This is a genomic window from Luteimonas padinae (genome assembly GCF_014652935.1).
In the GTDB taxonomy this organism is placed as follows: Bacteria; Pseudomonadota; Gammaproteobacteria; order Xanthomonadales; family Xanthomonadaceae; genus Luteimonas; species Luteimonas padinae.
Genome location: NZ_BMZT01000005.1, coordinates 13,264 through 38,273 on the forward strand (window position 1 = coordinate 13,264; position 25,010 = coordinate 38,273).

The following is a 25,010-nucleotide window of genomic DNA, read 5'->3' on the forward strand; positions in this document are numbered from 1 at the left end:
AGGTCTACCGGGGAGAGGGATCGAAGAGCTTTCCGGGGTTCAGGATACCCGCCGGATCCAGCGCCGCGCGCAGCGCGCGCATGACCGCGATCTCGGCGTTGCTCCGCGTACAGCCGAGGTAGGGCTTCTTGACCAGGCCGATCCCGTGTTCGGCCGAAATGGTGCCGCCATGGCGCTCGACCAGGCCGGCCAGGTGCGCGGTCACCGCGCCGCAGCGCTCGACGAACGCGTCCTGCCCCAGCGCCGCCGGCTTCAGCACGTTGATGTGCAGGTTGCCGTCGCCGATGTGCCCGAACCAGGCCACCTCGAACTCCGGGTACTCCGCCGCCAGCAGCGCCTGCGCTTCGGCCAGGAACGCCGGCATCGCCGACACGCGCACCGCCACGTCGTTCTTGTACGGCAGGTGCGGTGCCAGCGCCTCGGTGATGCCCTCGCGCAGGCGCCACAGCTGCGCGGCCTGCGCCTGCGACTGCGCGACCACGCCGTCCTCGACCCAGCCCTGCTCCGCGCAGTGGCCGAAGGCGTCGAGCAGCCGCGCGTCGTCCGGCCCTTCGGCCGCGGCGTCGAGCACGACGTAGTAGGGATAGGCCTGGTCGAACGGCGCCTGCGCGCCGTGCGCCAGCACGTGGCGCAGCGCGACGTCGGTGAAGAACTCGAAGGCCTCCAGCGCCAGCCGCTCGCGCAGGGCCTGGAACACCTGCATCAGCACCTCGAACGACGGCAGCGCCAGCAGCAGGGTCGCCACCGGCGGCGGCGGCGGCGCCAGCTTCAGGGTCGCCTCCACCACCACGCCCAGCGTTCCTTCCGACGCGATCGCCAGGTGCCGCAGGTCGTAGCCGCTGGAGTTCTTGACCAGGCCGCGGTTGAGGTCGAGCAGTTCGCCCGTGGCCGTGACCAGCTTCAGGCCGGCCACCTGCTCGCGGGTGTTGCCGTAGCGCAGCACGCGGATGCCGCCGGCATTGGTGGCGATGTTGCCGCCGATGGTGCACGACCCGCGCGCGGCGAAGTCGACCGGGTACTGCAGGCCGTGCTCGCGGGCCGCGGCCTGCACGGCCTCCAGCGGGGCGCCCGCCTCGACGGTCAGCGTGCGGTCGACCGGATCGAAGGCCAGCACGCGGCGCATGCGTTCCAGGCTCAGCACCAGCTCTCCGTTCGCGGCGACGGCGCCGCCGGACAGGCCGGTGCGTCCACCCGAAGGCACCACCGGCACGCCTTCGGCGCTGGCCCAGCGCAGCACGGCCTGCACTTCGCCGGCATTGGCGGGCAGCGCCACCGCCAGCGGCGCCGGCGTCCAGCGCCGGGTCCAGTCGCGACCGTAGTGTTCCAGCTCCGCGGGCGCGGTGGCCAGGCGCAGCCCGGGCGCCGCGGCGCGCAGCGAATCAAGTCGGGGATCGGGCATGTCGGTGCCTGCCATTGCCGGGCGACCAGCCTGCCAGCGGCGCGCGCCAGCGTCCACCGCTGCAGTGCAACATCGCGGCGCCGCTGGCACACTGCGGGCATCCCACCAAGGCGCCGACGATGAAGACCTCCTACCCGCGCAAGGACATCCACGTACTGCTGCTGGAGGGCGTCAGCCCGAGCGCGGTGGACGCCTTCCGCAGCGCCGGCTACTCCAGCATCGAGACCCATGCCGGCTCCCTGTCCGGTGACGCGCTGCGCGAACGCATCGCCGGGGCGCACATCGTCGGCATCCGCTCGCGCACCCAGCTCACCGCCGACGTCCTGGCCGAGGCGCGGCGGCTGATGGCCGTGGGCTGTTTCTGCATCGGCACCAACCAGGTCGACCTGGAGGCCGCCGCCCGCGCGGGCGTCCCCGTGTTCAACGCGCCCTACTCCAACACCCGCAGCGTGGCCGAGCTGGTCATCGCCGAGATCATCATGCTGATGCGCGGCGTGCCCGCGCGCCACGCCGCCTGCCTGCGCGGCGGCTGGCTGAAGTCGGCCGCGGGCAGCCGCGAGGTGCGCGGCAAGACCCTGGGCATCGTCGGCTACGGCCACATCGGTACCCAGGTCGGCCTGCTGGCCGAAGGGCTGGGCATGCGCGTGCTGTTCCACGACATCGAGGCCAAGCTCTCGCTGGGCAACGCGCGCGCCGCCGCCGGCCTCGACGACCTGCTGGCGCGTGCGGACGCGGTGACGCTGCACGTGCCCGAAACTCCGGCCACGCGGATGATGTTCGGCGCGGCGGAGCTCGCGGCGATGAAGCCCGGCGCCCACCTGGTCAACGCCTCGCGCGGCACGGTGGTCGACATCGATGCGCTGGCCGCGGCGCTGGACAGCGGCCACGTCGGTGGCGCCGCGATCGACGTGTTCCCGGTCGAACCCAAGGGCAACGACGATGCCTTCGCATCGCCGCTCACCCGCTTCGACAACGTGATCCTGACCCCGCACGTGGGCGGCAGCACGCTGGAGGCGCAGGACAACATCGGCACCGAAGTGGCGTCGAAGCTGGTGCGCTACAGCGACAACGGCAGCACCCTGTCGGCGGTCAACTTCCCCGAGGTCACCCTGCCCGGCCACGAGGGCAGCCAGCGCATCCTGCACATCCACCGCAACGTGCCGGGCGTGCTGTCGCGGGTGAACGAGGTGTTCTCGCAGGCCGGCCTCAACATCGACGGCCAGTACCTGCGTACCGATGCGAACGTGGGCTACGTGGTGATCGACGTCGGCGCCACGCCGGAGCAGGCCGTCGCGCTGAAGGCCGGACTGGCGGCGATCCCGGAGACTCTGCGCGCGCGGGTCCTTTACTAGTTCGCTTCGGTCGGGAGAGCGGAAGCTTTTTTGCCACGGATCACGCGGATGACGCGGATTGCACGGATAGAGCAGAGCGCTGTTCATGCTCTCCTGTAGGAGCAGCTATACCTGCGCCCCCCTGGCGCCGCACTTTTCTCCTGCAGGAGCAGTTGCAGCTGCGACCTCCGGTATCGCACACCGTTTCGCAGCTGTAGCTGCTCCTACAGGGCAGCGCGGCTCTATCCGTGCAAATCCGCGTCATCCGCGTAATCCGTGGCAAAGCTTTTGAATGCCCCCTCCTACGGAGCACCACGGCCAAGCCACTTGCGGGCCATGCGGCGCAGCGAGGGGTCCATCGACGCGTCGGCGGCGACGGCGTCGATGTCCAGCCAGGCGAGGTCGTTGGACTCCTCGCCAACCACGTAGCGTTCGTCGTCGCCTGCGCGGACCACATAGCGCACGTCGTGGTGCCAGTGGCCGGGCACGCCCTTGCGCTCGGGGATCCAGTGCCGGTCGAGGTCGAAGATGCCGCCCTCAACGCGCAGGCCCGTCAGGCCGCTTTCCTCGGTCGCCTCGGTCAGCGCCACCCGCGCCAGGTCGGTGTCACCGTCGGCGTGGCCGCCGGGCTGCAGCCAGCGGTCGAGCTTGCGGTGGTGGGTCAGCAGGGTGCGCCGTCCGTCGGCGCTGACCAGCAGCGCCGAGGCGGTGAAATGCCCCTTCAGCCGCTCGCGCAGGAACGCGTGCTCGCCTTCGCCCAGCAGGTCGATGAACAGCCGGGCCTCGGCGGCCTCCTCCGGCCAGGCCGCGGCGTGTGCGGTGAATGCGGCTTCGAGCGTGGCGATCGGATCCTGGGACATGCTGCATGGCCGCACGCGCGGCACCGGTTCGGGAGGATGCCCATTATCGCCGCGCGGCGCTGCACTGCCGCTTGTGCATGTCCGACCGCTTTGGCAAGGTACGGCGGCCGTGGCGCGACGCGCCATCCATCGCGGCACGGCTGAGGGGAAGGCGTGCCGCGGCAACAGACCAACGAGGGGAGAAGCCGCGGATGCTGAAAGCGCTGATGAGGGTCAAGCCGGTCGAGCCGGCTCCGCACGTCGATGCCGGCGAACCCGTCGAGGGCAGCCTGCAGGGCGAAGCCACCCTCAAGCGCACGCTGACCGCGCGCCACCTGGTGCTGCTGGGCGTGGGCGCGGTGATCGGCGCGGGCATCTTCGTGCTCACCGGCCAAGCGGCGGCCAACCACGCCGGCCCGGCGATCATGCTCAGCTTCGTGCTCGCCGGCCTGGCCTGTGCCTTCGCCGGCCTGTGCTATGCCGAGTTCGCGGCGATGATGCCGGTCTCCGGCAGCGCCTACTCGTACTCGTACGCCACCCTGGGTGAATACGTCGCCTGGTTCATCGGCTGGTGCCTGGTGCTCGAATACCTGTTCGCCTCCAGCACGGTGGCGGTGGGCTGGTCGGGCTACCTGGTCAGTTTCCTCACCACCACGCTCGGCCTGCCGTTCCCGGCCGAACTGGCGTCGGCGCCGATCACCTGGGACGGCTCCGGCTTCGTGCGCACCGCGGGCATGATCAACCTGCCGGCGGTGGCGATCGTCGCCGCGGTCAGCGGCCTGTGCTATGTCGGCATCACGCAGTCGGCCTTCGTCAACGCCATCGTGGTGGCGATCAAGGTGGCGGTGATCGCGGCCTTCCTCGGCTTCGGCTTGCAGTACATCGACCCGGCCAACTTCACGCCCTTCATCCCGGCGAACGAAGGCCCCGGCCGCTTCGGCATGGAGGGCGTGTTCCGCGCCGCGACCATCGTGTTCTTCGCCTACATCGGCTTCGATGCGGTCTCGACCGCCGCGGGCGAGGCGAAGAATCCGCAGCGCGACATGCCGATCGGCATCCTCGGCTCGCTGGTGATCTGCACCCTGGTCTACATCGCCGTGTGCGCGGTGCTGATCGGCATGGCGCCCTACCGCGAGCTCGACACCGCCAAGCCGGTGGCCACCGCGCTGGAACTGGCCATGCGCGCCGACCCGGGCGCCAACCTCGCCTGGCTCAAGACCGCGGTGGAGATCGGCGCGATCGCCGGCCTGTCCTCGGTGATCCTGGTGATGCTGATGGCGCAGCCGCGCATCTTCTATTCGATGTCGCGCGACGGCCTGATGCCGAAGATGTTCGGCAAGGTGCACCCGAAGCACCAGACGCCCTATGTCGGCACGCTCGTGGTCGGCGCGATCGCCTGCCTGCTGGCCGGCTTCATGCCGCTGAGCGTGCTTGGCGAACTGGTGTCGATGGGCACGCTGATCGCGTTCGCGACGGTCTGCCTGGGCGTGTTCGTGCTGCGTTACACCCGGCCGGACCTCACCCGCCCCTTCCGGGTGCCGATGTTCTGGCTGATCTGCCCGCTGGGCGTGATCGCCTGCCTGTTCCTGTTCTTCCAGTCGTTCATGGAGCACTGGCTGATCTTCGTGCTGTGGACCCTGCTCGGCCAGGTGATCTACTTCGGCTACGGCTACCGGAACAGCAAGCTCAACAGGGCGCGCTGACGCCGACCAGGGATCCACGCGATGTCCACGACCACCGCCGTCAAGAAGATCGGCCCGGTGCTGGCGACCTTCATGGTCGCCAACAACATGATCGGCTCCGGCTTCTTCCTGTTGCCGGCCACGTTGGCCAAGTCCGGCACGGTGACCGCGCTGTCGTGGCTGCTCGGCACCCTGCTGGCAGTGGCACTGGGCGCTGCCTTCGCGCGCATCGCCCGCCAGCACCCCGACCTGACCTCGCCCGACGACTACGTGCGCCCCTCGCTGGGCCGCGACATGGGCTTCCTGGCCTCGACCCTCTATTGGCTGTCGTCGTGGATCGGCAACAACGCCATCGCGGTGGCGGCCTTCGGCTACCTGATCATCCTGCTGCCGATCGAGGACACGCTGGGCGTGCGCCTCGCCGGCCAGGTGCTGCTGATCTGGGCGATGTTCGGGCTCAACCTGCTGGGACCGCGCAGCATCGCCCGCTTCCAGTCGTTCTGCGTGGTGTTCGGGCTGCTGCCGGTGGCCGCGATCCTGGTCGCCGGCTGGACCCACTTCAACCCGGAGCTGTTCGGCGCCGGCTGGAACGTCAGCGGCGAGTCCGACGCGATGGTGGCCTTCGGCTCGCTGGCCGTGGTGTTCTGGGCCTTCATCGGCCTGGAGACCGGGGCGATGGTGGCCGGCGTGGTGCGCAACCCCGAGCGCAACGTGCCGATCGCGACCTTGGGCGGCATCCTGCTGGCGGGCGTGGTCTATCTGACCTCGTCGGTGCTGATGATGGGCATCGTGCCGGTGCAGGAGCTGGCAGGCTCGAGCGCGCCGTTCGCGCTGGTGGCCGGCCGCATGTTCGGTGAATGGGCGATCCCGGTGATCGCCGCGGCGGCCGCGCTCAAGGCCACCGGCACCCTGGGCGGCTGGATGATGGTCACCGGCGAATCCGGCGCGCGCGCCGCCCAGCGCGGCTTCCTGCCGGCGGTGTTCGGCCGCGTCCGCCGCAACGGCGCCGCATCCACCGGCCTGCTGCTGATCGTGCTGGCGATGACCCTGATCGCGCTCACCACCCTGTCGGACTCGGTGTCCTCGCAGTTCGAAGTGATCATCAACATGGCGGTGACGCTGGTGGTCATGGCCTACGTGGCCGCCGGCCTGAGCCTGCTGCTCGGCAGCCCCGCGCGCCCGGCCACCACCTCCGACCGCCTGCTGGGCATGGGCGCACTCGTCGCCTGCGGCCTGCTGGCCTGGTCGACCCCGATCGACACCCTGATCGGCGCCGTGATCATCGCCCTGCTCGCCCTGGCCGCCTATCGCGGCTTCGGCCGACGCCGGGCCCCTGCGCCCTGAACGAGGCTCGCAGAGCTTTTTTGCCACGGATCACGCAGATCAAAGCAGATGGGCCGAGGCGAACGCGCCGCCATCCACTATCTGCTCCTATCCGCGTGATCCGTGGCAGAAAATGCTCTTCCTCGCCCGTCCCGGCGATCGGCTTAGGGGCTAGACTTGCGCGATGAACGAGACACTGCCCTATGACGTCCACCGGCTGCGCGAGCTGGCCGGGGAGATCATCATCAACGTGCGCGAGCTGGCGGCGCTGGGCTGGACGCCGGCGACGAGCAGCAATTTCTCGCACCGGCTCGACGATGCCCACGCGGCGATCACCGTGTCCGGGCGCGACAAGGGCAAGCTGCGCGAGGGCGACATCATGGTGGTCGACATGGCCGGCCGCGCGGTGGGCAGCGACCATCGCCCCTCGGCCGAGACCCTGCTCCACACGCAGCTCTATTCGCGCTTCCCGGACGTCGGCTGCGTGCTGCACACGCATTCACGCGCGCAGACCATCGCCTCGCGGCTGTTTGCCGGCGCCGGCCACGTGCGGCTGGAGGGCTACGAGCTGCTCAAGGCCTTCCGCGGCAACGACACCCACGAGGCCGCGGTCGACGTGCCGGTGCTGCCGAACTCGCAGGACATGCCCACGCTCGCCGCCCAGGTCGACGCCCTGTTCGACCGCGGGCCGCTGTGGGGCTACCTGATCGATGGCCACGGCCTCTATGCCTGGGGCCGCGACATGGCCGAGGCGCGCCGCCACCTGGACGCCTTCGAGTTCCTGCTCGACTGCGAGCTGGAGCTGCGCCGGCTCACCGCCGGCCACTGAGCCCGATTCCACGCCGCGACGACGCGCAGCGTTCCGCGGCCGCAACCCCGCGGCCGCCGGCGCCTGCTACGCTGGCCCGCCGCATCCGCCCTGGAGATCCGCCATGAGCCGCCTGCGCATCTTCGCCGACGACGCCCCCGGCACCGCGCTGCTGGACACCCGCGATGGCGACGCCATCGCGCGCGAGCTCGACGCCATCGGCGTCACCTTCGAACGCTGGCAGGCCAGCCAGCCGGTCGCCGCCGGCGCCTCGCAGGACGAGGTGCTGGCCGCGTATGCCGACGACATCGCGCGCATCAGCGCCGAGCGCGGCTTCACCACGGTCGACGTGGTCAGCATCGCGCCCGACCACCCGAAGCGCGAGGACATGCGCCGCACCTTCCTCGACGAGCACTTCCACAAGGAAGACGAGGTCCGCTTCTTCGTCGCCGGCTCCGGCCTGTTCACCCTGCACGTGGGCGACCGCGTGTACGAGATCGAGTGCGTCAAGGACGACCTGATCGCGGTGCCCGACGGCACCACGCACTGGTTCGACATGGGCCCCGAGCCCGAATTCGTCGCCATCCGCTTCTTCCAGCAGCCCGACGGCTGGGTCGGCCACTTCACCGGCACCGACATCGCCCGGCGCTTCCCGCGCTACGAGAAGTCCGCGCGCTGACGGAAGTCAGAAGCTCTTGCCACGGATCACGCGGATGACGCGGACTCACACGGGTAGAGCAGAAGCCGTCATGCGGGAAAGCGCCCTGTAGGAGCAGCTACAGCTGCGACCTGCAGCGAGCCGCCGGCCGCAAACCGCCAACCACCAGTCGCCAGTCGCCAGTCGCCAGTCGCCAGTCGCCAGTCGCCGAAGGTCGCAGCTGTAGCTGCTCCTACAAAAAGCAAGTGCTTTATCCGTGTAAATTCGCGTCATCCGCGTTCATCCGTGGCAAAAGAGCTTTTATGACAACCACCATCCTGACCGACATCGAAGGCACCACCGGAAGCATCTCGTTCGTGCGCGAGGTGCTGTTTCCGTATGCGCGGCGCGAGCTGCCGCGGTTCGTGCGCGAACGCGGCCATGAGCCGGACGTGCGGCGCTGGCTGGACCAGGTGGCGACCGAACACGGGGCGATGTGCGACGACGCGGTCATCGTCGAAGTGCTGCAGGGCTGGATCGACGAGGACCGCAAGCACACCGCGCTCAAGGCGCTGCAGGGCATGATCTGGGCCGACGGCTACCGGCGCGCGGACTTCACCGCGCACGTGTATCCCGATGCGGTCGCGGCGCTGCGCCGCTGGCATGCGGATGGTCACCGGCTGGCGGTGTACTCGTCGGGCTCGGTGCCGGCGCAGCGGATGTTCTTCGGGCATTCCGACGCCGGCGACATGCTGCCGCTGTTCGAGGCCTTCTTCGATACCGAGGTCGGCGGCAAGCGCGAGGCGGCGAGCTATGCGCGCATCGCGTCGGAACTCGGCGCCGATCCCGGCGCGATCCTGTTCCTGTCCGACGTGGTCGCCGAACTCGACGCCGCGCGCGAAGCCGGGATGCGCACGGTGCTGGTCGACCGCCTCGAGGACTACCCGCAGCCGCGCAGCGCCGCCGAGTGCAACGGGCACGCGCGCGTGGACAGCTTCGACGCGATCGATCCGTAACACGAAGCCGAACGCTTCTGCAGGAGCGGTTACAGCCGCGACCGCTTGTCCAGGCGGCTGGTCGCGGCTGTAGCCGCTCCTACAGGGATGGTTCACGTGGTGGGGGTGGCGTCGGCCTCTCTCCATTCCTGCAGGCGATAGCGCGTCGAGGCGCGCTGTTCGCCCTGCCAGCGGTCGAAGGCCCGGACCTCCACGGCGTGCTCGCCGGCGTCGAGGTCGGTCGGCAGCGCGCCGCGCCACAGGTGCGGGGACGGCTCGGCCTCCGGCGAGCGGTCGTAGCCGCGCAGCGCGGCGGCCGCGTCGTCGCGCGCGTTCTCGGCCGCAAGCCACGGATCCGGGCGTTCCACACGCTGCATCGCGGTCCATTCGCCGTCGCCCACGCGGTACTCCACGCGGGTGTCGGCCTCGCCCATGTAGACGTTGGCGTACACCGCCCACGCGGGGTACGCGCCGCGGCGCAGCACGCGCGGGGCATGCAGGTGCATCGCGTCCGTGCGCGCCGGATCGTCCTGCGCCCGGCGGGCCGGATGCCAGGACAGGCGGTAGCCGCCATCGGCGTCGACTTCCAGCCGCGCATGGCCGTTGGGCGTGCCGTCGGCCATGGTCGCGTCGGGGATGCCTTCGGCGTCCGGCGCGCCCGACCAGAACGCGCCGCTGGCCGCGCCGACGTTGAACTCGTGCAGCGGTTCATCGCCATGCCAGCCATCGGCAGGCCCGTGCCGGTAATGCCGCTGCGTGTGCCGATGGCCGCTCAGCACCAGCAGCTTCGGCACGCGCGCCAGCAGCGCGAACAGGCGCTCGCGGTCGGCGCGCCGGAAGGTGGCGGGCCGCCCCGGCGCCGCGGTGTCGAACAGCGGGATGTGCACGCCCAGCACCAGCAGCCGGTCCTGCGGCAGCGTCGGCAGCCAGGCTTCGAGGAAGGCGAACTGGTCCTCGCGCAGGCCGCCCACGTAGGCGGGCCGCGCGCCCGGCTGCAGCACGACGTCGTCGAGCATCAGGAAAGTCGCCGCGCCCTCCTCCCAGGCGAAGGTGTCGGGCCCGTAGCTGGCGCGGAATGTGGCCAGCGACGCGTCGTCCGCGCGCGCGCCCGGATCGAGGTCGTGGTTGCCCGGCACGTGCAGCCACGGCACGCCCAGGCGCGTGGTGACGGCGTTGACCTCGGGATAGAGCCCGACGACGTCGTCGACGATGTCGCCCAGGCTGATGCCGAGGTCGGCCTCGCGGCCACCGGCGGCGGCCAGCGGGTCGACGATGTCGCGCGCGTAGTAGTCGACGTCGGCCAGCGACTTCACCTGCGGATCGGCGAAGACGAGGACCGACAGCGCGCCGTCCCGCCGCATCGACGGGCGCTGCAGGGCGAAGTCGCCGCGGACCGCGCCATCCCCGCGCCCGCCCGCCCGAGGCGCGTGCCATGCCGCGGGCAGTCCGTCCGCGCGTGCCGGCAGGCGCCAGCCGGCCGGCTTGACCACGAACACCGGCGCGTCGTCACGGGCGTCGAGCCTGTAGCGGCCGTCGGCGTCGGTCCGCGCGATGGCCAGGCCGTCGGAAACCACGACGCCGGCAACGCCCGGCTCACCCGCGTCCGCGGCGCCATTGCCGTCGATGTCATGGAAGACCCGCCCTTCCCACCTGGCCGCTCCGGCCGTTCCGGCCGCCGCCAGCAGGCACAGCATGCAGAAGACGCGCAGGGACGGGGACATCGTGGCTCCGCAAGGCGTGGAATGGCCGCTTATCCTGCCCCATCGCGTTGATCCTTGGGTTGCCGGCAGGCATATGATCTGGTCTGGCGATGGCCGGGCGGGGTGCCGTGGACGCGTCTGAGGGGACGTCAGGATGATCATCGCAAGGCCCTGGATGGCCTGGATCGCGTTCGTCTTCGTCGCGCTGCTGGCGGCGGCCGGCCCGGCCGCGGCCGCGGCCGATGTGATCGAACTGTCCCCGGGCACCGGCGAACTCGCGCTCTCGCCGCATGTCACCTACCTCCATGACACCGACGGCCGCGACACGGTGCAGGACGCATGGGCGCGCGTCGGCACCGACGCCTTCGCACCGCTGCCCGGCGGCAATCCCGCCTTCGGCTTCCAGGACGGCGCCTTCTGGGTGCATGCGCGCGTGGTCAACCGCGACCCCGACGAGCCGCGCTGGCTGCTGGTGCAGACCTATCCGCTCAGCGACCACCTCGACCTCTACCTGCGCTATCCCGACGGCCGCGTGGTCCACCATGCCGGCGGCGACACCCTGCCCTTCGGCCAGCGCGCGATCCGCTACCGGCACCCGAACTTCCTGCTCGACCTGCCGGACGGCCAGCCCGTCGACATCCTGCTCCGGGTACAGAGCCAGAGTTCGATGCAGCTGCCGCTGGTGTTGTACACGCCAGGCGCGTTCACCGAGCTCTCGCGCGACGCGCAGTTCGCGATCGGCCTGTACTACGGCATCCTGGTCGCGCTGTTCTTCTACAACCTGGTGCTGTGGCTGGTGCTGCGCGACGCCAGCTACTTCTGGTACCTGTTCCACATCGGCGCCTTCGGCCTGGTGCTGTTCTGCCTCAACGGCCTGGGCTTCGAATACCTCTGGCCCGACAACACCTGGCTGGCCGACAAGTCGGTGCCGCTGTCGATCAGCCTGGCGCTGATCGGCATGCACCAGTTCGCGCGCGTGTTCCTCGGCCTGCACGAACGCTGGCCGCTGGGCAACCGCGTGAGCATCGTCGCGATCGCGGCCTTCGTCTGCTTCGGCATCGCTGCGGTGTTCGTGCCCTACCGCCTGATCACGCCGGCGGTGTCGCTGGCGGTGCTGGCCAGCATCGTCTGGATCACCGTGGCCAGCATCGACTCGGTGCGCAAGCGCTACGCCCCGGCCCGGCTGTTCCTGCTGTCCTGGGCGATGTTCCTGGCCGGCACGGCGGTCTTCACCCTGGTCGCCTTCGGCATGATCCCCAAGACCTTCTTCACCGAGTACGGCGTGCAGCTGGGCTCGGCGCTGGAGATGCTGTTCCTGTCGGTGGCGCTCAGCTACCGCTACGCCGCGCTGCGCAACGAGAACGGGCGCATCGTCCGCGAGGCCAACGTGCGCCTGGAACGCGAGGTCGCCGAACGCACGCAGGAACTGCGCGGCACGCTGGAGCAGCTGGAGCAGGCGCATGCCCGCCTGCACGAATCCAGCCGGCTCGACGGCCTCACCGGCCTCTGCAACCGCAGCCATTTCCACGACGCCTTCGAGCGCCTGCTGCTGGAGTGCAACGCGGAGCGGCGCCCGCTGTCGCTGCTGATGGTCGACCTCGACCACTTCAAGTCCATCAACGACGCGCACGGCCACCTGGTGGGCGACGACGTGCTGCGCGCCGCCGCGCAGCGCATCGGCACGGCGCTGCGGCCGCACGAAGCCCTGCTGGCGCGCTTCGGCGGCGAGGAGTTCGTGATCGTGCTGCCGCGCACCGACCTGCACGGCGCGGTGGCGGTGGCCGAGGCGGTGCGCCGCGCGATCGCCGCCGCGCCCTGCGATTCGCAGCACGGCCCGCCGGTCAGGGTGTCGGCCAGCGTCGGCGTGCACACGGTGGTGCCGGGCACCGTGGACGACATCGAAGACGCGCTGCAGGTCGCCGACCAGGCGCTGTACGCCGCCAAGGCCAACGGCCGCGACTGCGTGCGCACCTCGATCTCGGCGGCCTGACACACACGCCCTGCAGGAGCCGCTGCAGCTGCGACCGCCGGTTGGATGCAGGAGCAGCTATAGCTGCGACCTGCCTGCCATGCGTAACAGCGACCGGCCGGCCATGCGGATCAGCGGTCGCAGCTGTAGCTGCTCCTACAGGCGGGGGCGGGGGTGGCGCTTGCGCTCGGCGATGAGCCAGGCCAAGGCGACGCCAGCCAGCGCGCCGATGACTTCCATCAGCACGCGGATGCCAAGCCCGTCCGGATCGTGGATCTTCGACAGCGCGATGCGCGCGTAAACCGGCGACTCGAGCCTGACCACGCCCATGTAGAACAAGTGCCAGGCATCGATGCCGGCGCCGACCGCCACCGCGACCAGACTGGCCCAGCCGATCGCGTGTCCGTGCGGCCAGCGCGCGCGCGTGCCGATGGCGTGGAACAGCGCGAAGGCCAGCAGGCCGACCACCAGCGCGATCAGGCCCGCCTCCAGCGCACCCGGCCAGCCCAGGTGCAGGGGCAGGTTCAAGCGCCCTGCCCCGCGTCGCGCACGGCCGCGAGCAGCACGCCGTCGCCGACCAGGCGCAAGGCCTCGGCCACGTCGCCGTCCATCGCGCGGTCGCGATCCATGCCGGCGATTCGGGCGCGGATCACCGCGTGCGCGACGTCGACGGCGCGGCCGGGATGGAAGGGCTCGCTGTCCGCGAGCTCGACGCGCAGCGCCTCGACCTCGTCCATGAAGCGCGCATGCTCCGGCGTACCCGCAGCCGGCGCACCCGACACCTTGGCCGCCAGCGCCGCCGCATCGCCGCGCCGCGCCAGGTCGCGCGCGGCGTTGATCATGTCGCGGCGCAGGTCCAGCGCTTGCGCGGCGGTGTAGAGCTCCAGGCCCAGTACCTTCCCCAGGTCGTCGGCCATGGCGAGCACGTGGCGCGCCTCGTTGGCGCCCATCGACACGTGGTCTTCCGCATTCGCGCTGGTCGGCACCGAGTACACGCTGGCCGGATGCGCGCGGCTGGCGAGGTCGTTGACGATGGCCGCGGCGGTGTACTGCACGATCATGAAGCCCGACTCGGTGCCGTCCTCGTTGCCGATCAGGAAGGCCGGCAGGCCGTCGTTGGTGGCGGGGTCGACCAGTTTGTTCAGCCGGCGCTCGCTGATCGAGGCCAGCACCGGGATCGCCGCCTTGAGGTAGCTCATCGCCAGCGCCAGCGGCATGCCGTGGAAGTGGCCGGCGGAAATCACCTGCTCCTCGACGTGTTCCGCGGCGCGATCGGGGAACACCAGCGGGTTGTCGGTCACCGCGTTGAGCTCGACCTCGAGCACGCGCGCGGCCTGGGCCGCGGCATCGCGCACCGCGCCGTGCACCTGAGGCACGCAGCGCAATGAATAGCTGTCCTGCGGCTGGTGCTTCTTGCCGCCGCGGAAGGGCTTGAAGCGCTGGTAGAACTTCTCGCGGCCGTGGCGCTGGCCGGCCGGCACCCAGTCCCAGCCGATGTCGAAGGGCAGCGCCTGCGCGCCGGCCTCGTCCCAGCTGCCCGGCAGCCACTGCCGGAAGCGCGGCACCAGGTGATAGGCGATGTCGGCGAGCGTGGAACCGTCCAGCAGCGCGCGCAGCTGCGCGGCGGCGGACACCTGACCCGGATGCGGACGCAGCGCATGCACGTCCTCGGCATAGGCGCCCAGGCGGCCGGCAAACGCGTCGAGCGTCATCGCCGCGGCGAGGTCGGCGGTGTCGAGCAGGTCCTCCAGCTTCGCCAGCGCCAGCACGCCCATCGCCAGCATCTGCGCGGTGCCGTTGTTGAGCGCCAGGCCTTCCTTGTACGACAGCTCGACCGGCGCGAGTCCGGCTCGGCGCAGCGCATCGGCGCCCGGCACGCGTTCGCCATCGACGAAAGCCTCGCCGCCGCCCAGCAGCACGATCGCCAGGTGCGACAGCGGCGCCAGGTCGCCCGAGGCGCCGACCGAGCCCAGCTGCGGCACCACCGGCACCACGCCGGCGTTGAGCAGCGCCGCCATCGCCTGCAGCGTGGACACGCGGATGCCGGAATGCCCGCGCAGCAGGGTGTTGAGGCGGATGCACATCATCGCCCGCACCACCGGCGCCGACATCGGCTCGCCGACGCAGACGGCGTGGGTGATCACCAGATTGCGCTGCAGTTCGGCGTGCAGCGAGCGCCCCGACGGCGCCGCGCCCGGCACCTCGTCGCGCAGCGGATGCGCGCCGAGCAGCTTGTCGGCGTTGCTGCCGAAGCCGGTGGAGACGCCGTAGATGGGCTCCTCGCGGCGCACCTGTTCGGCGAGGAAGTCCGCGGCGCGGGCCACGGCCTGCAGCGCGCCCTCGTCCAGCGACACCTGCGCGCCGTGGGCGACCGCGACCAGCTGCGGACGGGTCAGCGAACGGCCGTCGAGCAGGACCGGCTTCATGGCGTGCCTCCTTCGGAATCGGGGCGGGACGACGCCACCGCGCCGCCAAGCGTGGGCGTGGGCGTGCCGGCGCTGGCCGCGCCCTCGCCCCTCTCCGCGTGCGCGTTGGTTCCACGCCGCGTCAGCAGCGCCGCGCCCAGCGCATCCAGCGCCACCTCGAACTGTTCGCCGCCGCGCAGGTCCTTCACCGTGGCCACGCCGCGTGCGACCTCGTCTTCGCCACGCACCACCACGTGGCGGATGCCGGCACGGTCGGCGTACTGGAACTGCTTGCCGAGCTTGCGCGCTTCCAGCTGGGTCTCGACGTTGAGCCCGGCCGCGCGCAGTCGCTGCGAGAGTGCCAGCGCATCGTCCAGGCCGGCGTCGTCGAACAGCGCCACCAGCGCGTCGACCGTGCCTTCGGCGGCCTGCACCAGTCCGGCCTCGCGCAGCTGCCAGAACAGGCGCGTCAGGCCGATGGAGATGCCGACGCCGGGAAGCTTCGACTTCGTGTAGTGCCCGGCCAGATCGTCGTAGCGCCCGCCGGAGCAGATCGAACCGATGGCCGGGTTCGCGGTCAGCGTGGTCTCGTAGACCATGCCCGTGTAGTAGTCGAGCCCGCGCGCGATCGACAGGTTGATCGCATAGCGAGACTCCGGCACGCCCATCGCCTTCAGCATGCCCAGCAGCGCGCGCAGCTCGTCGCGGCCTTCCTCGAACAGCGGCGTGCCGTGACCCAGCGCGGCCAGCTTCGCCAGCGCGTCGTCATGGCCCTCGGAGCGGATGCGCGAGAACGCCAGCAGCCGCTCGGCCACCTCCGGCGCCAGGCCGAAGCCCTCGCCTTCCAGCGTCGCGCGCACCGCGTCCTCGCCGCGCTTGTCGAGCTTGTCGATCTCGCGCAGCACCAGCGGCTGGGCCTCGTCGCCGATGCCCTGGCCGGCGAAGAAGCCGCGCAGCAGCTTGCGGTGGTTGAGCTGGATGACGAACTCGCCGATGCCCAGCGCCTCGAACACGGCGTTGATCACCGCCGGCACCTCGGCCTCGAAGCGCGGCGACAGCGTGTCCTTGCCGATCACATCGATGTCGCACTGGTAGAACTCGCGGAAGCGGCCGCGCTGCGCACGCTCGCCGCGGTAGACACGCTGCATCTGGTAGCGGCGGAACGGGAACGCCAGGTCGTGCTCGTGCTCGGCGACGTAGCGCGCCAGCGGCACGGTCAGGTCGAAGCGCAGCGCCATTTCGGGCACCGTGCCGGCATCGCCGCCCGCCGCCTTCTCCAGCGCGCCGGTGGACTGCACGAAATACACCTGGCGCTCGGTCTCGCCGCCGGTCTTGGTCAGGAGCACCTCGGACAGCTCGAACACCGGCGTCTCCACCGGCAGGAAGCCCCAGGCCTCGAAGGTGCGGCGGATGGTGTCGAGCATGCGCTGGAAGGCGACCTGCTCGCGCGGGAGCAGCTCGAGGACGCCCGGGGGCGTGCGGGGCTTGATCAAGATCGGTCTCCGGTGCGGGGCGACGCCGCGGTGGGCCGCACATTCTAGCGGCAGCGACCCGCCACGCCGCCGCCTGCGCGCGGGGTGCTTGCCTCCCCCGCCCCGGGGTCATTACAATGCGCAGCTCGCCTGTCGGGGTGTAGCTCAGTCTGGTAGAGCGCTACGTTCGGGACGTAGAGGTCGCAGGTTCGAATCCTGTCTCCCCGACCAAAGGTGACCCGCAGAAACCGGCCCCGCGGCCGGTTTTTTGCTTTCCGCACCCAGCTTGCGCGCGGCCCCGGGCGCCAGGACCGACCATGCCGGCCTCCCCCACACCCGCCGGCGGCACGCATGCCCGCAGCTGGCTGCTCGCCCTCGCCGGCATCACGCTCGCCGCCTTCAACCTGCGCACCGCGGTCACCTCGATCACGCCGCTGCTCGACGTCGTCGGCCGCGAGTTCGGCTTCGGCGCCGCCATGGCCGGCGTCATCGGCATGCTGCCGGCCGCGGCCTTCGCGGCCTTCGGCGCCGCCACGCCCGCGACCGCCCGCCGCCTCGGGCTCGAACGCACCGTGCTGCTGGCCATGGCGCTGGCGGCGATCGGCCTGGTGCTGCGCTCGCTCGCCGGCGGCACCTGGCTGCTGATCGGCGCCTCGCTGGTATCGCTGGCCGGCATGGGCATCGGCAACGTGGTGCTGCCGCCGCTGGTGAAGCGCTGGTTCCCGCACCGCGTCGGCACCCTGAGCGTGGTCTACATCACCGCACTGCAGGGCGGCACGATCATGGCCGCGCTGATGGCCGTGCCGATGGCCGATGCCTTCGGCTGGCGGCTGTCGATGGGCTCGTGGACGCTGGCCGCGGTGGCGGCGATGCTGCCCTGGCTGGTGCTGCTGCGCCGGGGGCTGGGAGAGACTCCCGGCGCCACCGCCACTGCAGCGCACACCGGCGCCGACGTGTCCGCCCCCGACCCCGACGACGGGATTCCCGCCGCTGGCGCCACCGGGCTCGATTCCACGCCGGTGACCCGCCATCGCGTCTGGCACACCGCGCTGGGCTGGGGCATGGCGCTGATGTTCGGCATGACCTCGCTGGCCACCTACGCCATGTTCACCTGGATGCCGCGGATCTTCACCGACGCCGGCGCCTCGCCCGCCTTCGGCGGCGCGATGGTGGCGCTGTACACCGGCTTCAGCCTGCTCGGCGGCCTGGTCATCCCCGGGCTGGCCGTGCGCATGCGCAACAGCTTCCCGATGGCGCTGGCCTGCGCGCTGGCGCAGTTCGCCGGTTTCTACGGCCTGTGGCAGGCGCCGATGGCGGCACCGTGGCTGTGGGCGACCCTGGTCGGCATCGGCGGCTGCACCTTCCCGCTGGGCCTGACCCTGATCAACCTGCGCACGCGCACGCCCGACGGATCGGCGGCGCTGTCCGGGTTCACGCAGGGCCTGGGTTACACGCTGGCCTGCCTGGGGCCGCTGCTGTTCGGCATCCTCAAGGACACGACCGGCGGACTGGCCTGGCCATTCGCGATGCTGGCGGCGAGCGTGGTGGTGATGCTGCTTGGTGCCTGGCAGGCGTGCCGGCCGCGGTACCTCGAAGACGTCCGCGCGCGCGGCTGACGTCCGCCATCTGAACACCGCGTGCAAGACCGGCGAACGCGTATACGCCGCCTGAACTTTTCGCGCGGCACATTCCGTCTCCGACACGCGAGGCGAAGGATTGCCTGAGTGCATTCCCTTCCTTCCGCTTTCGCACATGCCGCCATCGAATACGACGCCCCGCCTCCTGTTCCTCGCGCTGCTGTTCTCATCCGCGTCCGCCGCTGTCGCCGCGGACCCTGGGCGTGCACATGGCGCAGCGGCGTCCGCGCTGCCAACAGCATCCGCCCGCGACGGGCTCGCGCACCTGCACGAGGCCGGAAACCCTTCCGCCGCGCTGCTGGCGGCCGAGCGCCGCCTGGGCGACTCACCGCACGACGACGACGCCTTCCGGCTGCGCGCGCTGAGCCTTGCCGAGCTGGGCGCGTCGGTGCTGGCAGCCGACGCGGTCGCAGAACGCCCGGCGCTGTTCGCCGACCACGAGCGCGAGCGCATCGAGGGCGATGCGATCGCCCGCCGTATCGGATGGGGCCAAGCCCTGGCGACGACACCCGAGCGGCGCCTGGACGAGACGCGCGACGCCCTGCAGCGGCTGCGCGCGCTGCAGTCCGGGACACCACGGCGCACACGCTGGGAAGCCACGCGCCTGCGGGTGGACGCGCTGGACGCGCTCAACCACCTGCAGCGACACGAGGAGGTCGTGGCCGGCTACCAGGCGCTGCGCGCCGAAGGCATCGACGTTCCCGCCTACATCCTGCCCACGGTGGGCGATTCGTTCCTGGCACTGCGGCGCCCGCGCGAGGCGATCGCAGTGCTGCAGGAGGCCCTCGCGCACCAGCCCGGCCACGTCGACGCGCGCGTGCTGCTTGGCTACGCATGGCTGGAACGCGAGCGCTTCGACCTGGGGCTTGCGGAGTTCGAGGCCGTGGCCGCCGGTCAGCCGGCGTGGCCGCGCCGCGATGGCGCGCTCGAGCCCTACGAGAACTGGGACCGTTTCCAGGCCGACCTCGCCCTGGCGATGGCGCATTCGCAGGCCAACGACAACGTCCGCGCCGAAGCCCTGCTGTCCGACCTGGTCGCCATGGGCCCGGCCAATGCGCCGCTGCAGGCCGCGCTTGGCACGGTGCATGCGCGCCGCGGGCAGCCCGCCGCCGCGCTGCAGCGGCACGACATGGCGCTGGCACTGGCGCCGGACGACCGCGACGCACTCGCCGGGCGTACAGACGCCCTGCTCGCGCTCGACCGCGTCGACGGGGCGCGCGACGCGGCGGCCGCCCTGCAGCGAGCCTGGCCGGATGATCCGCGCCAGCAGCGGCTGGTCGAGCGCCTGGAGCGCCATCGCGGCCCGCAGGCGGTCGTCGCGCACGCCTGGGCGCGCAGCACGCCGCGCGACGCGGCATCGCCCGCGCCGATGGGCAGCCGCGATGCCGTCACCACCGTCGAGCTGCGCTCGCCGCTGCTCGCCGACCGCCTGCGCCTCGGCGTCGTGGGCCGCGACAGCCGGGTGGACTTCGACCCGGAGCGCACCCGCCTGCGCAGCGCGGGCATCGGCGCCTGGTACCGCCACGACCGGCTGGCGCTGGCCGCGACCGCGTCACGCCAGCGCGACGACGACGGACGCGAAGGCACTGCCTGGACGATCGAAGCCGGCTGGCGCGCGAACGATGCCTGGCGCTTCGACGCGCGCCTGGCGGCGGATGATCCGGAGGCGTCGATGCAGGCGCGCCGCCACGGCATCGGCGCCGACAGCCTCGCGGTCTCGGCGCGATGGACGCCGCACGAACTGACGTCGTTGCAGGCCGGACTGGCGCGATACCGCTACGACGACGGCAATCGCCGCGACCAGGCCAGCCTCGACCTGCGCCAGCGGTTGATGTCCCGACCGCACCTGCTGGTCGACGCGCTCGCGGGCGCTGCCGCGGGCCGCGCCTCGCTCGGCGAGCGCGCGGCGTACTTCAATCCTTCGCGCGACGCGTCGATGCGGGTCGGCGTCGGCGTCGACCACATCGCCTGGCGACGCTACGAGGCCTCCTTCCGCCAGCGGCTGGAGGTCACCGCCGGGCCGTACCGGCAGCGCGGCTACGGCACGCACTGGACCCCCGCCGTCAGCTACCGGCACGTCTGGGACAGCGGCCGCGGGCCGTCGCTGGAGTACGGCGTGGCCTGGTCGCGCCCGGTCTACGACGGCGCGCGCGAACAGCGCATCGCCTTCGACGCGGTGCTGAGCTGGGGGGCCGCGCCATGAGACGGTTCGCGCTGGTGCTGATGACCCTGTGGCTGGCGCTGTCGGCGGCGCCGCTGCGCGCCTCGCTGGTGGTGCTGAGCTACCACGACGTCCGCGACGATGTCGCACCCAAGGGCGATCCGGATCCCTACGCCGTTTCCACCGCCAACTTCGCCATGCACCTGGACTGGCTGCGCGCGCACGGCTACGTGCCGGTCAGCGTGCAGCAGGTGCTCGATGCGCGCGCGGGACTGCAGCCGCTGCCCGGGCGCGCGGTGCTGCTGACCTTCGACGATGGTCTGCGCAGCGCCTACACCCACGTGTTTCCGCTGCTGAAGGCGTACGGCTGGCCAGCCCTGGTCGCCCCGGTGACCGGCTGGATGGAGATGGGCGCGGACCGCCGCGTCGCCTACGGCGCGCGCGACTTCGGCCGCGACGACTTCCTCACCTGGGCGCAGCTGCGCGAGATGCGCGACAGCGGCCTGGTCGAGATCGCTTCGCACAGCCACGACCTGCACCGCGGCGTCCCCGGCAATCCGTTCGGGAACCTGCTGCCGGCGGCCACCACCCGTCTGTGGGACGGCGGCGGCTACGAGTCCGACGCGGCCTGGCGCCAACGCATCCATGCCGACCTCGCCACCAGCCGCGACCTGATCCTGCGCCATACCGGCGCCGCGCCGCGGGTGATGGTCTGGCCCTACGCCGCCTACAGCCACGAGGCCAACGCCATCGCCGGCGGGCTGGGCATGCCGCTTTCGTTCGACCTCGAAGGCCGCGCGCAGGAGGCGGACCTCGGCCTGCAGGGCGAGGCACGCGTCGAACAGCACGCGCTGGCCAGCCTCGCGCGCCTGCTGATGCACGACAACCCCGACGTGCGCGACCTCGCCGGCGAGCTGCGCCGCGACCTTGCGCTGGACGGCGTGCGCGCGCTGCAGATCGACCTCGACCACGTGCACGACGCCGACCCGGAACAGCAGGCGCGCAACCTCGACACCCTGGTGCAGCGCGTGCGCGACGTCCGCCCCAGCCACGTGTTCCTGCAGGCCTTCGCCGATCCCGACGGCGATGGCGCCGCCGACGCCCTGTACTTCCCCAACCGCCACCTGCCGGTGCGCGCCGACCTGTTCAACCGCGTGGCCTGGCAGCTGCGCACGCGCGCCGGTGTGCGCGTGTACGCCTGGATGCCGGTGCTGGGCTACGTGCTGCCCGACGCGCGGCTGCAGCGCGAACTGCGCATCGCCGCCGCCGATCCGGCCGACATCCCGCGCCTGGATCCAGGCGACGCGCGCACGCAGGCCCTGGTCTCCGACCTGTACGAGGACCTTGCGCGCAACGCCGCCTTCGACGGCCTGCTGTTCCACGACGACGCCTACCTGCGCGACGACGAGCTGCCCGGCTACGGCGGCGGCGACCCGCGGCGCCGCACCGCCGGGCTGGTCGACTTCACCCTGGCGCTGAAGGCGGCCGCCGAGCGCTGGCGGCCGAAGCTCGCGACCGCGCGCAACCTGTTCGCGCGCCCCGTGCTCGAACCCGCGTCGGAGGCCTGGTTCGCGCAGGACCTGGACGCCTTCCTCGCCGCCTACGACCACACCGCGCTGATGGCGATGCCCGCGCTGGAAGGGACCGACGACCCCGGACGCTGGCTGCGCGCGCTCGTGGAGACGGTGGCCCGGCACCCGGACGGCCTGGCGCGCACCCTGTTCGAACTGCAGACCGTGGACTGGCGCAGCGGCCGGCGCGTCCCGCCACCGGTACTGCTTGCCCAGGTGCGCGCGCTGCAGGCGGCGGGCGTGCGCCACCTCGGCTGGTATCCGGACGACTTCATCGGCGACCACCCGCCGCTGCCCGCCGCGCGCGCGGCGATGTCGGCGCGGCGCTTCCCCTACGCGGAGGGCGCCGAATGAGCGGCGACACCGGTCCGTTCGCCGCGTGGCTGTTCAACTTCGCCTTCTACTACCCGATCGTGATGGCCTTCCTGTGGATGACCGGCGGCCTCTACTTCTACGCCCGCCGCGAGCACCGCGCGCCGCCGCCGGACCAGCCGCCGCCGCTGCCGGACACGCCCTTCGTCTCGATCCTGGTGCCCTGCTACAACGAGCAGAGCTGTATCGTCGGCACCATCCTCGCGCTCTCGGCGCAGGCCTGGCCCGACTTCGAGATCATCGCCGTCAACGACGGTAGCCGCGACCGCACCGGCGAGCTCCTCAACGGCCTGGTGCCCGACCATCCGCGCCTGCGCGTGGTGCACCTGGCGGAAAACCAGGGCAAGGCCAACGCGCTGCGCATCGGCACCTTGGCCGCCACCTCGGACTACATCGTCTGCGTGGACTCCGACGCCACACTCGACCCCCACGCCGTGCGCTGGATGGTGGGCCACCTGGCCACCGGCCCGCGCGTGGGCGCGGTGACCGGCAACCCGCGCATCTGCAACCGCACCACCCTGCTCGGACGCATGCAGGTGGGCGAATTTTCCGCGATCATCGGCCTGATCAAGCGCGCGCAGCGGACCTACGGCCGCCTGTTCACGGTCTCCGGCGTGATCTGCGCGTTCCGGCGCACCGCGCTGCACGACGTCGGCTACTGGTCCGACCGCATGGTCACCGAGGACATCGACATCTCCTGGCGGCTGCAGCTGGCCGGCTGGGACATCCGCTACGAACCCAACGCGCTGTGCTGGATCCTGATGCCCGAAACCCTGCGCGGGCTCTGGTCGCAGCGCCTGCGCTGGGCCTGCGGCGGCGTGGAGGTGCTGCTGGGCCATGGCGCCGGCGTGCTGGGCTGGCGTCACCGACGCATGTGGGGCGTGCTGGCGGAGTACCTGCTGAGCCTGGTCTGGGCCTACGCGATGCTGGCGATCATCGTGCTGTGGGCCGCCGCAAAGTTCATCGCACTGCCGTCGGCACTGCACGTGGACACCCTGCTGCCGCGCTGGCACGGCGTGGTGCTCGGCATCGTGTGCATGCTGCAGTTCGCGACCGGCCTGGTGGTCGAGCGCCGCTACGAACACGGGCTGGCGCGGCACTTCTACTGGGTGATCTGGTATCCGGTGGCGTTCTGGACCATCGGCATGCTCACCGCCGTGGTCGCGGTCCCGCGCACCCTGTTCCGCCGCCGTGGCGTGCGCGCCGGCTGGATCAGTCCCGACCGCGGGAGCGCCGCATGATCCGGCCCGACCTCGACCACCGGCGTGCGCGACCGCCGCGCCGGCGACTGGCAGCGGGCGCGATGACCGCGGCGGCCTGGGCGGTGTACGCCTGGCTGTGGGCGCCGGTGGTCACGGCGCTCGCGTGGCTGGCCGGAATCCGTACCGCATGGCTGCGCCTGTACCTCGACGAGAACGGCGCCGACCTGTTCCTGCTGCTGTCGCTGCCATTGATTGCGCTGGGCTGCGCGGCGGTGCTGATCGGCTGGGCGGAGTACAACCGCATGCGCTTCGCGCGCGAGGACCGGCGCCGGCGCCGCGCCGCGATCGACGAGGCCGCGGTACGCCGTGCGCTGCGCGCGAGCGACGCCCTGGCGCACCGTCTGCAGCAGGGGCGCATCGTGCAGGTCGCGCTGGATGATGATGCCTTCCCGCTCGCGGCCTGCAGCGGTGATTGACGCCGGCCGCCATCTGCGCCGAGCGGGACGCTAGAACCAGCCGCGCCACCTGCCGAGCAGCAGCGATGCGAGCGCCAGCGCCGCCAGCCCCGCTACCACCGTCCAGAAGCCCATGTCGCGGGTGCCGAACAGGTCGGCCTGGAAGTTCATGCCCAGCGCGCCGACCACGGTCGCCAGCACGCCGGTGATCACGGTGACGAAGGTCAGCACGCGCATGAAGTCGTTGGTGCGCAGCGCGGTCTGGTTGCTGAAGAGTTCGAAGCTGCCGATCACCAGCTCGCGCGCGTTCTCGACCACGTCCATGGCGCGCTCGAAGCGGGTGTCGAGCGCGACGAAGTGGCGGTCGGCCGAATGACCATCGTCGGGCCGGAAGTCCGGCCGCGACATCACGCCGAAGACGTTGCGGTGCGGGGCCAGCATGCGCCGCAGCCGCGACGACCACTTGCGCAGGCGCTGCAGCTCGGGCAGGCAGCGGCGCTCGCTGCGGTCGAGGATGGACACCTCCAGCCGTTCGATCGCGTTCTCGTAGTCGCCCACCGCCTCGAAATAGGTCGACAGCTGGCGGTCGAGCAGCGTGGTGACGAAGCTCTCGGCGTCGAGGCGACCCAGCGCGGCGCGCTGTCCTTCGCCGTTGCGCATCGCATCGAGGAAGGGAATCCCGCGCCGCCGGAACGACAGCACGCGGTTGCAGCCGGCCACGCAGACCAGCACCGCGCCGGCGACGTCCTCCTTCGCCGCGCCGTCCTCGACCACCGCCACGCTGCGCACCCAGAGCCACTCGCCCTCCTGCGCGACCTCGGGCGTGGTTCCCGCGTCCAGGAACCGGCGCGCGGCGTTCGGGAAGCCGCACTGCGCCCAGACCCGGTCGATGAGCTCCTCGGAAGGATCGGCGAGGTCGATCCAGAGCAGCGCCTGCTCGCCGGGTTCGCCGCCGAGCGACTCCAGCGCCACGTCCTGCGGTTCACCCTGCCGGAACAGCCGCGCGAAGAACGGGGGAATGTCGGAAGTCTTGGCCATCGCCGCCTGCCGGA

The 25,010-nt window shown here is 71.5% G+C and carries 19 protein-coding genes, 1 tRNA gene and 1 pseudogene; 13 read left to right on the top strand and 8 right to left on the bottom strand.

What is annotated here, in order from left to right:
* Positions 1-4: 4 nt before the first annotated feature.
* The gene (locus IE168_RS06640) at positions 5-1,399 is read right to left on the bottom strand and encodes an FAD-binding oxidoreductase (RefSeq protein ID WP_189496508.1); all 1,395 of its coding nucleotides are present in this window, start codon (positions 1,397-1,399) and stop codon (positions 5-7) included.
* A 119-nt stretch (positions 1,400-1,518) separates the two neighbouring features.
* On the opposite strand from IE168_RS06640, the gene serA reads away from it, so the two are divergent.
* Positions 1,519-2,751, top strand: a complete 1,233-nt coding sequence (serA, locus tag IE168_RS06645) for a phosphoglycerate dehydrogenase (protein ID WP_189496510.1) — start codon at positions 1,519-1,521, stop codon at positions 2,749-2,751.
* 281 nt (positions 2,752-3,032) lie between these two features.
* Here the strand turns inward: serA and IE168_RS06650 are convergent, their stop codons facing one another.
* Positions 3,033-3,590, bottom strand: a complete 558-nt coding sequence (locus tag IE168_RS06650; protein WP_189496512.1) for an NUDIX hydrolase — start codon at positions 3,588-3,590, stop codon at positions 3,033-3,035.
* Between the two features lie 191 nt (positions 3,591-3,781).
* On the opposite strand from IE168_RS06650, the gene IE168_RS06655 reads away from it, so the two are divergent.
* The 4 genes from IE168_RS06655 to IE168_RS06670 all read left to right on the top strand — a co-directional run bounded on the left by IE168_RS06655 (position 3,782) and on the right by IE168_RS06670 (position 8,061).
* Entirely contained in the window at positions 3,782-5,272 is a 1,491-nt protein-coding gene (locus IE168_RS06655; RefSeq protein ID WP_189496513.1) for an amino acid permease, read from the top strand.
* Between the two features lie 21 nt (positions 5,273-5,293).
* Positions 5,294-6,595: an amino acid permease gene (locus IE168_RS06660; protein WP_189496515.1), complete on the top strand. Its 1,302-nt coding sequence runs from the start codon at positions 5,294-5,296 to the stop codon at positions 6,593-6,595.
* A gap of 163 nt (positions 6,596-6,758) precedes the next feature.
* Complete coding sequence (locus IE168_RS06665; RefSeq protein WP_189496517.1) at positions 6,759-7,403, top strand: methylthioribulose 1-phosphate dehydratase; 645 nt, start codon at positions 6,759-6,761, stop codon at positions 7,401-7,403.
* 103 nt (positions 7,404-7,506) lie between these two features.
* On the top strand, positions 7,507-8,061 hold the full coding sequence (locus tag IE168_RS06670) for a 1,2-dihydroxy-3-keto-5-methylthiopentene dioxygenase (protein ID WP_189496519.1): 555 nt from the start codon (positions 7,507-7,509) through the stop codon (positions 8,059-8,061).
* Positions 8,062-8,129: 68 nt separating this feature from the next.
* On the opposite strand, the gene IE168_RS06675 is transcribed toward IE168_RS06670, so the two are convergent.
* Positions 8,130-8,285 (bottom strand): hypothetical protein, encoded by a 156-nt coding sequence (locus IE168_RS06675; protein ID WP_189496521.1) that lies wholly within the window; start codon positions 8,283-8,285, stop codon positions 8,130-8,132.
* Positions 8,286-8,342: 57 nt separating this feature from the next.
* Between IE168_RS06675 and mtnC the strand changes: the two genes are divergently transcribed.
* On the top strand, positions 8,343-9,035 hold the full coding sequence (mtnC, locus tag IE168_RS06680) for an acireductone synthase (protein WP_189496523.1): 693 nt from the start codon (positions 8,343-8,345) through the stop codon (positions 9,033-9,035).
* A gap of 92 nt (positions 9,036-9,127) precedes the next feature.
* Here the strand turns inward: mtnC and IE168_RS06685 are convergent, their stop codons facing one another.
* Positions 9,128-10,735, bottom strand: coding sequence for a calcineurin-like phosphoesterase C-terminal domain-containing protein (locus tag IE168_RS06685; RefSeq protein ID WP_229823209.1), 1,608 nt, complete (start codon positions 10,733-10,735; stop codon positions 9,128-9,130).
* A gap of 133 nt (positions 10,736-10,868) precedes the next feature.
* On the opposite strand from IE168_RS06685, the gene IE168_RS06690 reads away from it, so the two are divergent.
* The gene (locus IE168_RS06690) at positions 10,869-12,704 is read left to right on the top strand and encodes a sensor domain-containing diguanylate cyclase (RefSeq protein WP_189496525.1); all 1,836 of its coding nucleotides are present in this window, start codon (positions 10,869-10,871) and stop codon (positions 12,702-12,704) included.
* A gap of 135 nt (positions 12,705-12,839) precedes the next feature.
* Here IE168_RS06690 and IE168_RS06695 read toward each other — a convergent pair whose 3' ends face one another.
* From IE168_RS06695 to hisS, 3 genes and pseudogenes are all read right to left on the bottom strand, one after another.
* Positions 12,840-13,211 carry a hypothetical protein gene (locus IE168_RS06695; protein WP_189496527.1) on the bottom strand — a complete coding sequence of 124 codons (372 nt, stop codon included), beginning with the start codon at positions 13,209-13,211 and terminating at the stop codon, positions 12,840-12,842.
* Entirely contained in the window at positions 13,208-15,109 is a 1,902-nt protein-coding gene (locus IE168_RS06700; protein ID WP_189496529.1) for an HAL/PAL/TAL family ammonia-lyase, read from the bottom strand. The genes IE168_RS06695 and IE168_RS06700 overlap by 4 nt, the downstream gene beginning before the upstream one ends.
* Positions 15,110-15,234: 125 nt before the next feature.
* A pseudogene (hisS, locus tag IE168_RS06705) lies at positions 15,235-16,581 on the bottom strand (histidine--tRNA ligase); the annotation flags it as partial.
* 133 nt (positions 16,582-16,714) lie between these two features.
* On the opposite strand from hisS, the gene IE168_RS06710 reads away from it, so the two are divergent.
* The 6 genes from IE168_RS06710 (at position 16,715) to pgaD (ending at position 23,979) form a co-directional block, all read left to right on the top strand.
* Positions 16,715-16,791 (top strand) — tRNA-Pro (locus IE168_RS06710).
* 86 nt (positions 16,792-16,877) lie between these two features.
* On the top strand, positions 16,878-18,176 hold the full coding sequence (locus IE168_RS06715; protein WP_189496533.1) for an MFS transporter: 1,299 nt from the start codon (positions 16,878-16,880) through the stop codon (positions 18,174-18,176).
* A gap of 136 nt (positions 18,177-18,312) precedes the next feature.
* Positions 18,313-20,400, top strand: a complete 2,088-nt coding sequence (locus IE168_RS06720; RefSeq protein WP_189496535.1) for a tetratricopeptide repeat protein — start codon at positions 18,313-18,315, stop codon at positions 20,398-20,400.
* The gene (pgaB, locus tag IE168_RS06725; RefSeq protein WP_189496537.1) at positions 20,397-22,283 is read left to right on the top strand and encodes a poly-beta-1,6-N-acetyl-D-glucosamine N-deacetylase PgaB; all 1,887 of its coding nucleotides are present in this window, start codon (positions 20,397-20,399) and stop codon (positions 22,281-22,283) included. The genes IE168_RS06720 and pgaB overlap by 4 nt, the downstream gene beginning before the upstream one ends.
* A complete protein-coding gene (pgaC, locus tag IE168_RS06730; protein ID WP_189496540.1) occupies positions 22,280-23,542 on the top strand; it encodes a poly-beta-1,6-N-acetyl-D-glucosamine synthase in 1,263 nt (420 codons plus the stop codon). The genes pgaB and pgaC overlap by 4 nt, the downstream gene beginning before the upstream one ends.
* Entirely contained in the window at positions 23,539-23,979 is a 441-nt protein-coding gene (gene pgaD, locus IE168_RS06735) for a poly-beta-1,6-N-acetyl-D-glucosamine biosynthesis protein PgaD (protein WP_189496542.1), read from the top strand. The genes pgaC and pgaD overlap by 4 nt, the downstream gene beginning before the upstream one ends.
* A gap of 30 nt (positions 23,980-24,009) precedes the next feature.
* Here pgaD and IE168_RS06740 read toward each other — a convergent pair whose 3' ends face one another.
* Entirely contained in the window at positions 24,010-24,996 is a 987-nt protein-coding gene (locus tag IE168_RS06740; RefSeq protein WP_189496544.1) for a magnesium transporter CorA family protein, read from the bottom strand.
* Positions 24,997-25,010: the final 14 nt, after the last annotated feature.

What these genes read in the sequence shown, in the direction of transcription:
- pgaB (WP_189496537.1), top strand. Translation starts at nt 20,397, where the DNA reads ATGAGACGGTTCGCGCTGGTGCTGATGACCCTGTGGCTGGCGCTGTCG.
- mtnC (WP_189496523.1), top strand. Translation starts at nt 8,343, where the DNA reads ATGACAACCACCATCCTGACCGACATCGAAGGCACCACCGGAAGCATC.
- IE168_RS06720 (WP_189496535.1), top strand. Translation starts at nt 18,313, where the DNA reads ATGCCGCCATCGAATACGACGCCCCGCCTCCTGTTCCTCGCGCTGCTG.
- IE168_RS06655 (WP_189496513.1), top strand. Translation starts at nt 3,782, where the DNA reads ATGCTGAAAGCGCTGATGAGGGTCAAGCCGGTCGAGCCGGCTCCGCAC.
- IE168_RS06660 (WP_189496515.1), top strand. Translation starts at nt 5,294, where the DNA reads ATGTCCACGACCACCGCCGTCAAGAAGATCGGCCCGGTGCTGGCGACC.
- IE168_RS06640 (WP_189496508.1), bottom strand. Translation starts at nt 1,399, where the DNA reads ATGCCCGATCCCCGACTTGATTCGCTGCGCGCCGCGGCGCCCGGGCTG.
- pgaD (WP_189496542.1), top strand. Translation starts at nt 23,539, where the DNA reads ATGATCCGGCCCGACCTCGACCACCGGCGTGCGCGACCGCCGCGCCGG.
- IE168_RS06690 (WP_189496525.1), top strand. Translation starts at nt 10,869, where the DNA reads ATGATCATCGCAAGGCCCTGGATGGCCTGGATCGCGTTCGTCTTCGTC.
- IE168_RS06665 (WP_189496517.1), top strand. Translation starts at nt 6,759, where the DNA reads ATGAACGAGACACTGCCCTATGACGTCCACCGGCTGCGCGAGCTGGCC.
- IE168_RS06650 (WP_189496512.1), bottom strand. Translation starts at nt 3,590, where the DNA reads ATGTCCCAGGATCCGATCGCCACGCTCGAAGCCGCATTCACCGCACAC.
- pgaC (WP_189496540.1), top strand. Translation starts at nt 22,280, where the DNA reads ATGAGCGGCGACACCGGTCCGTTCGCCGCGTGGCTGTTCAACTTCGCC.
- IE168_RS06740 (WP_189496544.1), bottom strand. Translation starts at nt 24,996, where the DNA reads ATGGCCAAGACTTCCGACATTCCCCCGTTCTTCGCGCGGCTGTTCCGG.
- serA (WP_189496510.1), top strand. Translation starts at nt 1,519, where the DNA reads ATGAAGACCTCCTACCCGCGCAAGGACATCCACGTACTGCTGCTGGAG.
- IE168_RS06700 (WP_189496529.1), bottom strand. Translation starts at nt 15,109, where the DNA reads ATGAAGCCGGTCCTGCTCGACGGCCGTTCGCTGACCCGTCCGCAGCTG.
- IE168_RS06715 (WP_189496533.1), top strand. Translation starts at nt 16,878, where the DNA reads ATGCCGGCCTCCCCCACACCCGCCGGCGGCACGCATGCCCGCAGCTGG.
- IE168_RS06670 (WP_189496519.1), top strand. Translation starts at nt 7,507, where the DNA reads ATGAGCCGCCTGCGCATCTTCGCCGACGACGCCCCCGGCACCGCGCTG.
- IE168_RS06685 (WP_229823209.1), bottom strand. Translation starts at nt 10,735, where the DNA reads ATGTCCCCGTCCCTGCGCGTCTTCTGCATGCTGTGCCTGCTGGCGGCG.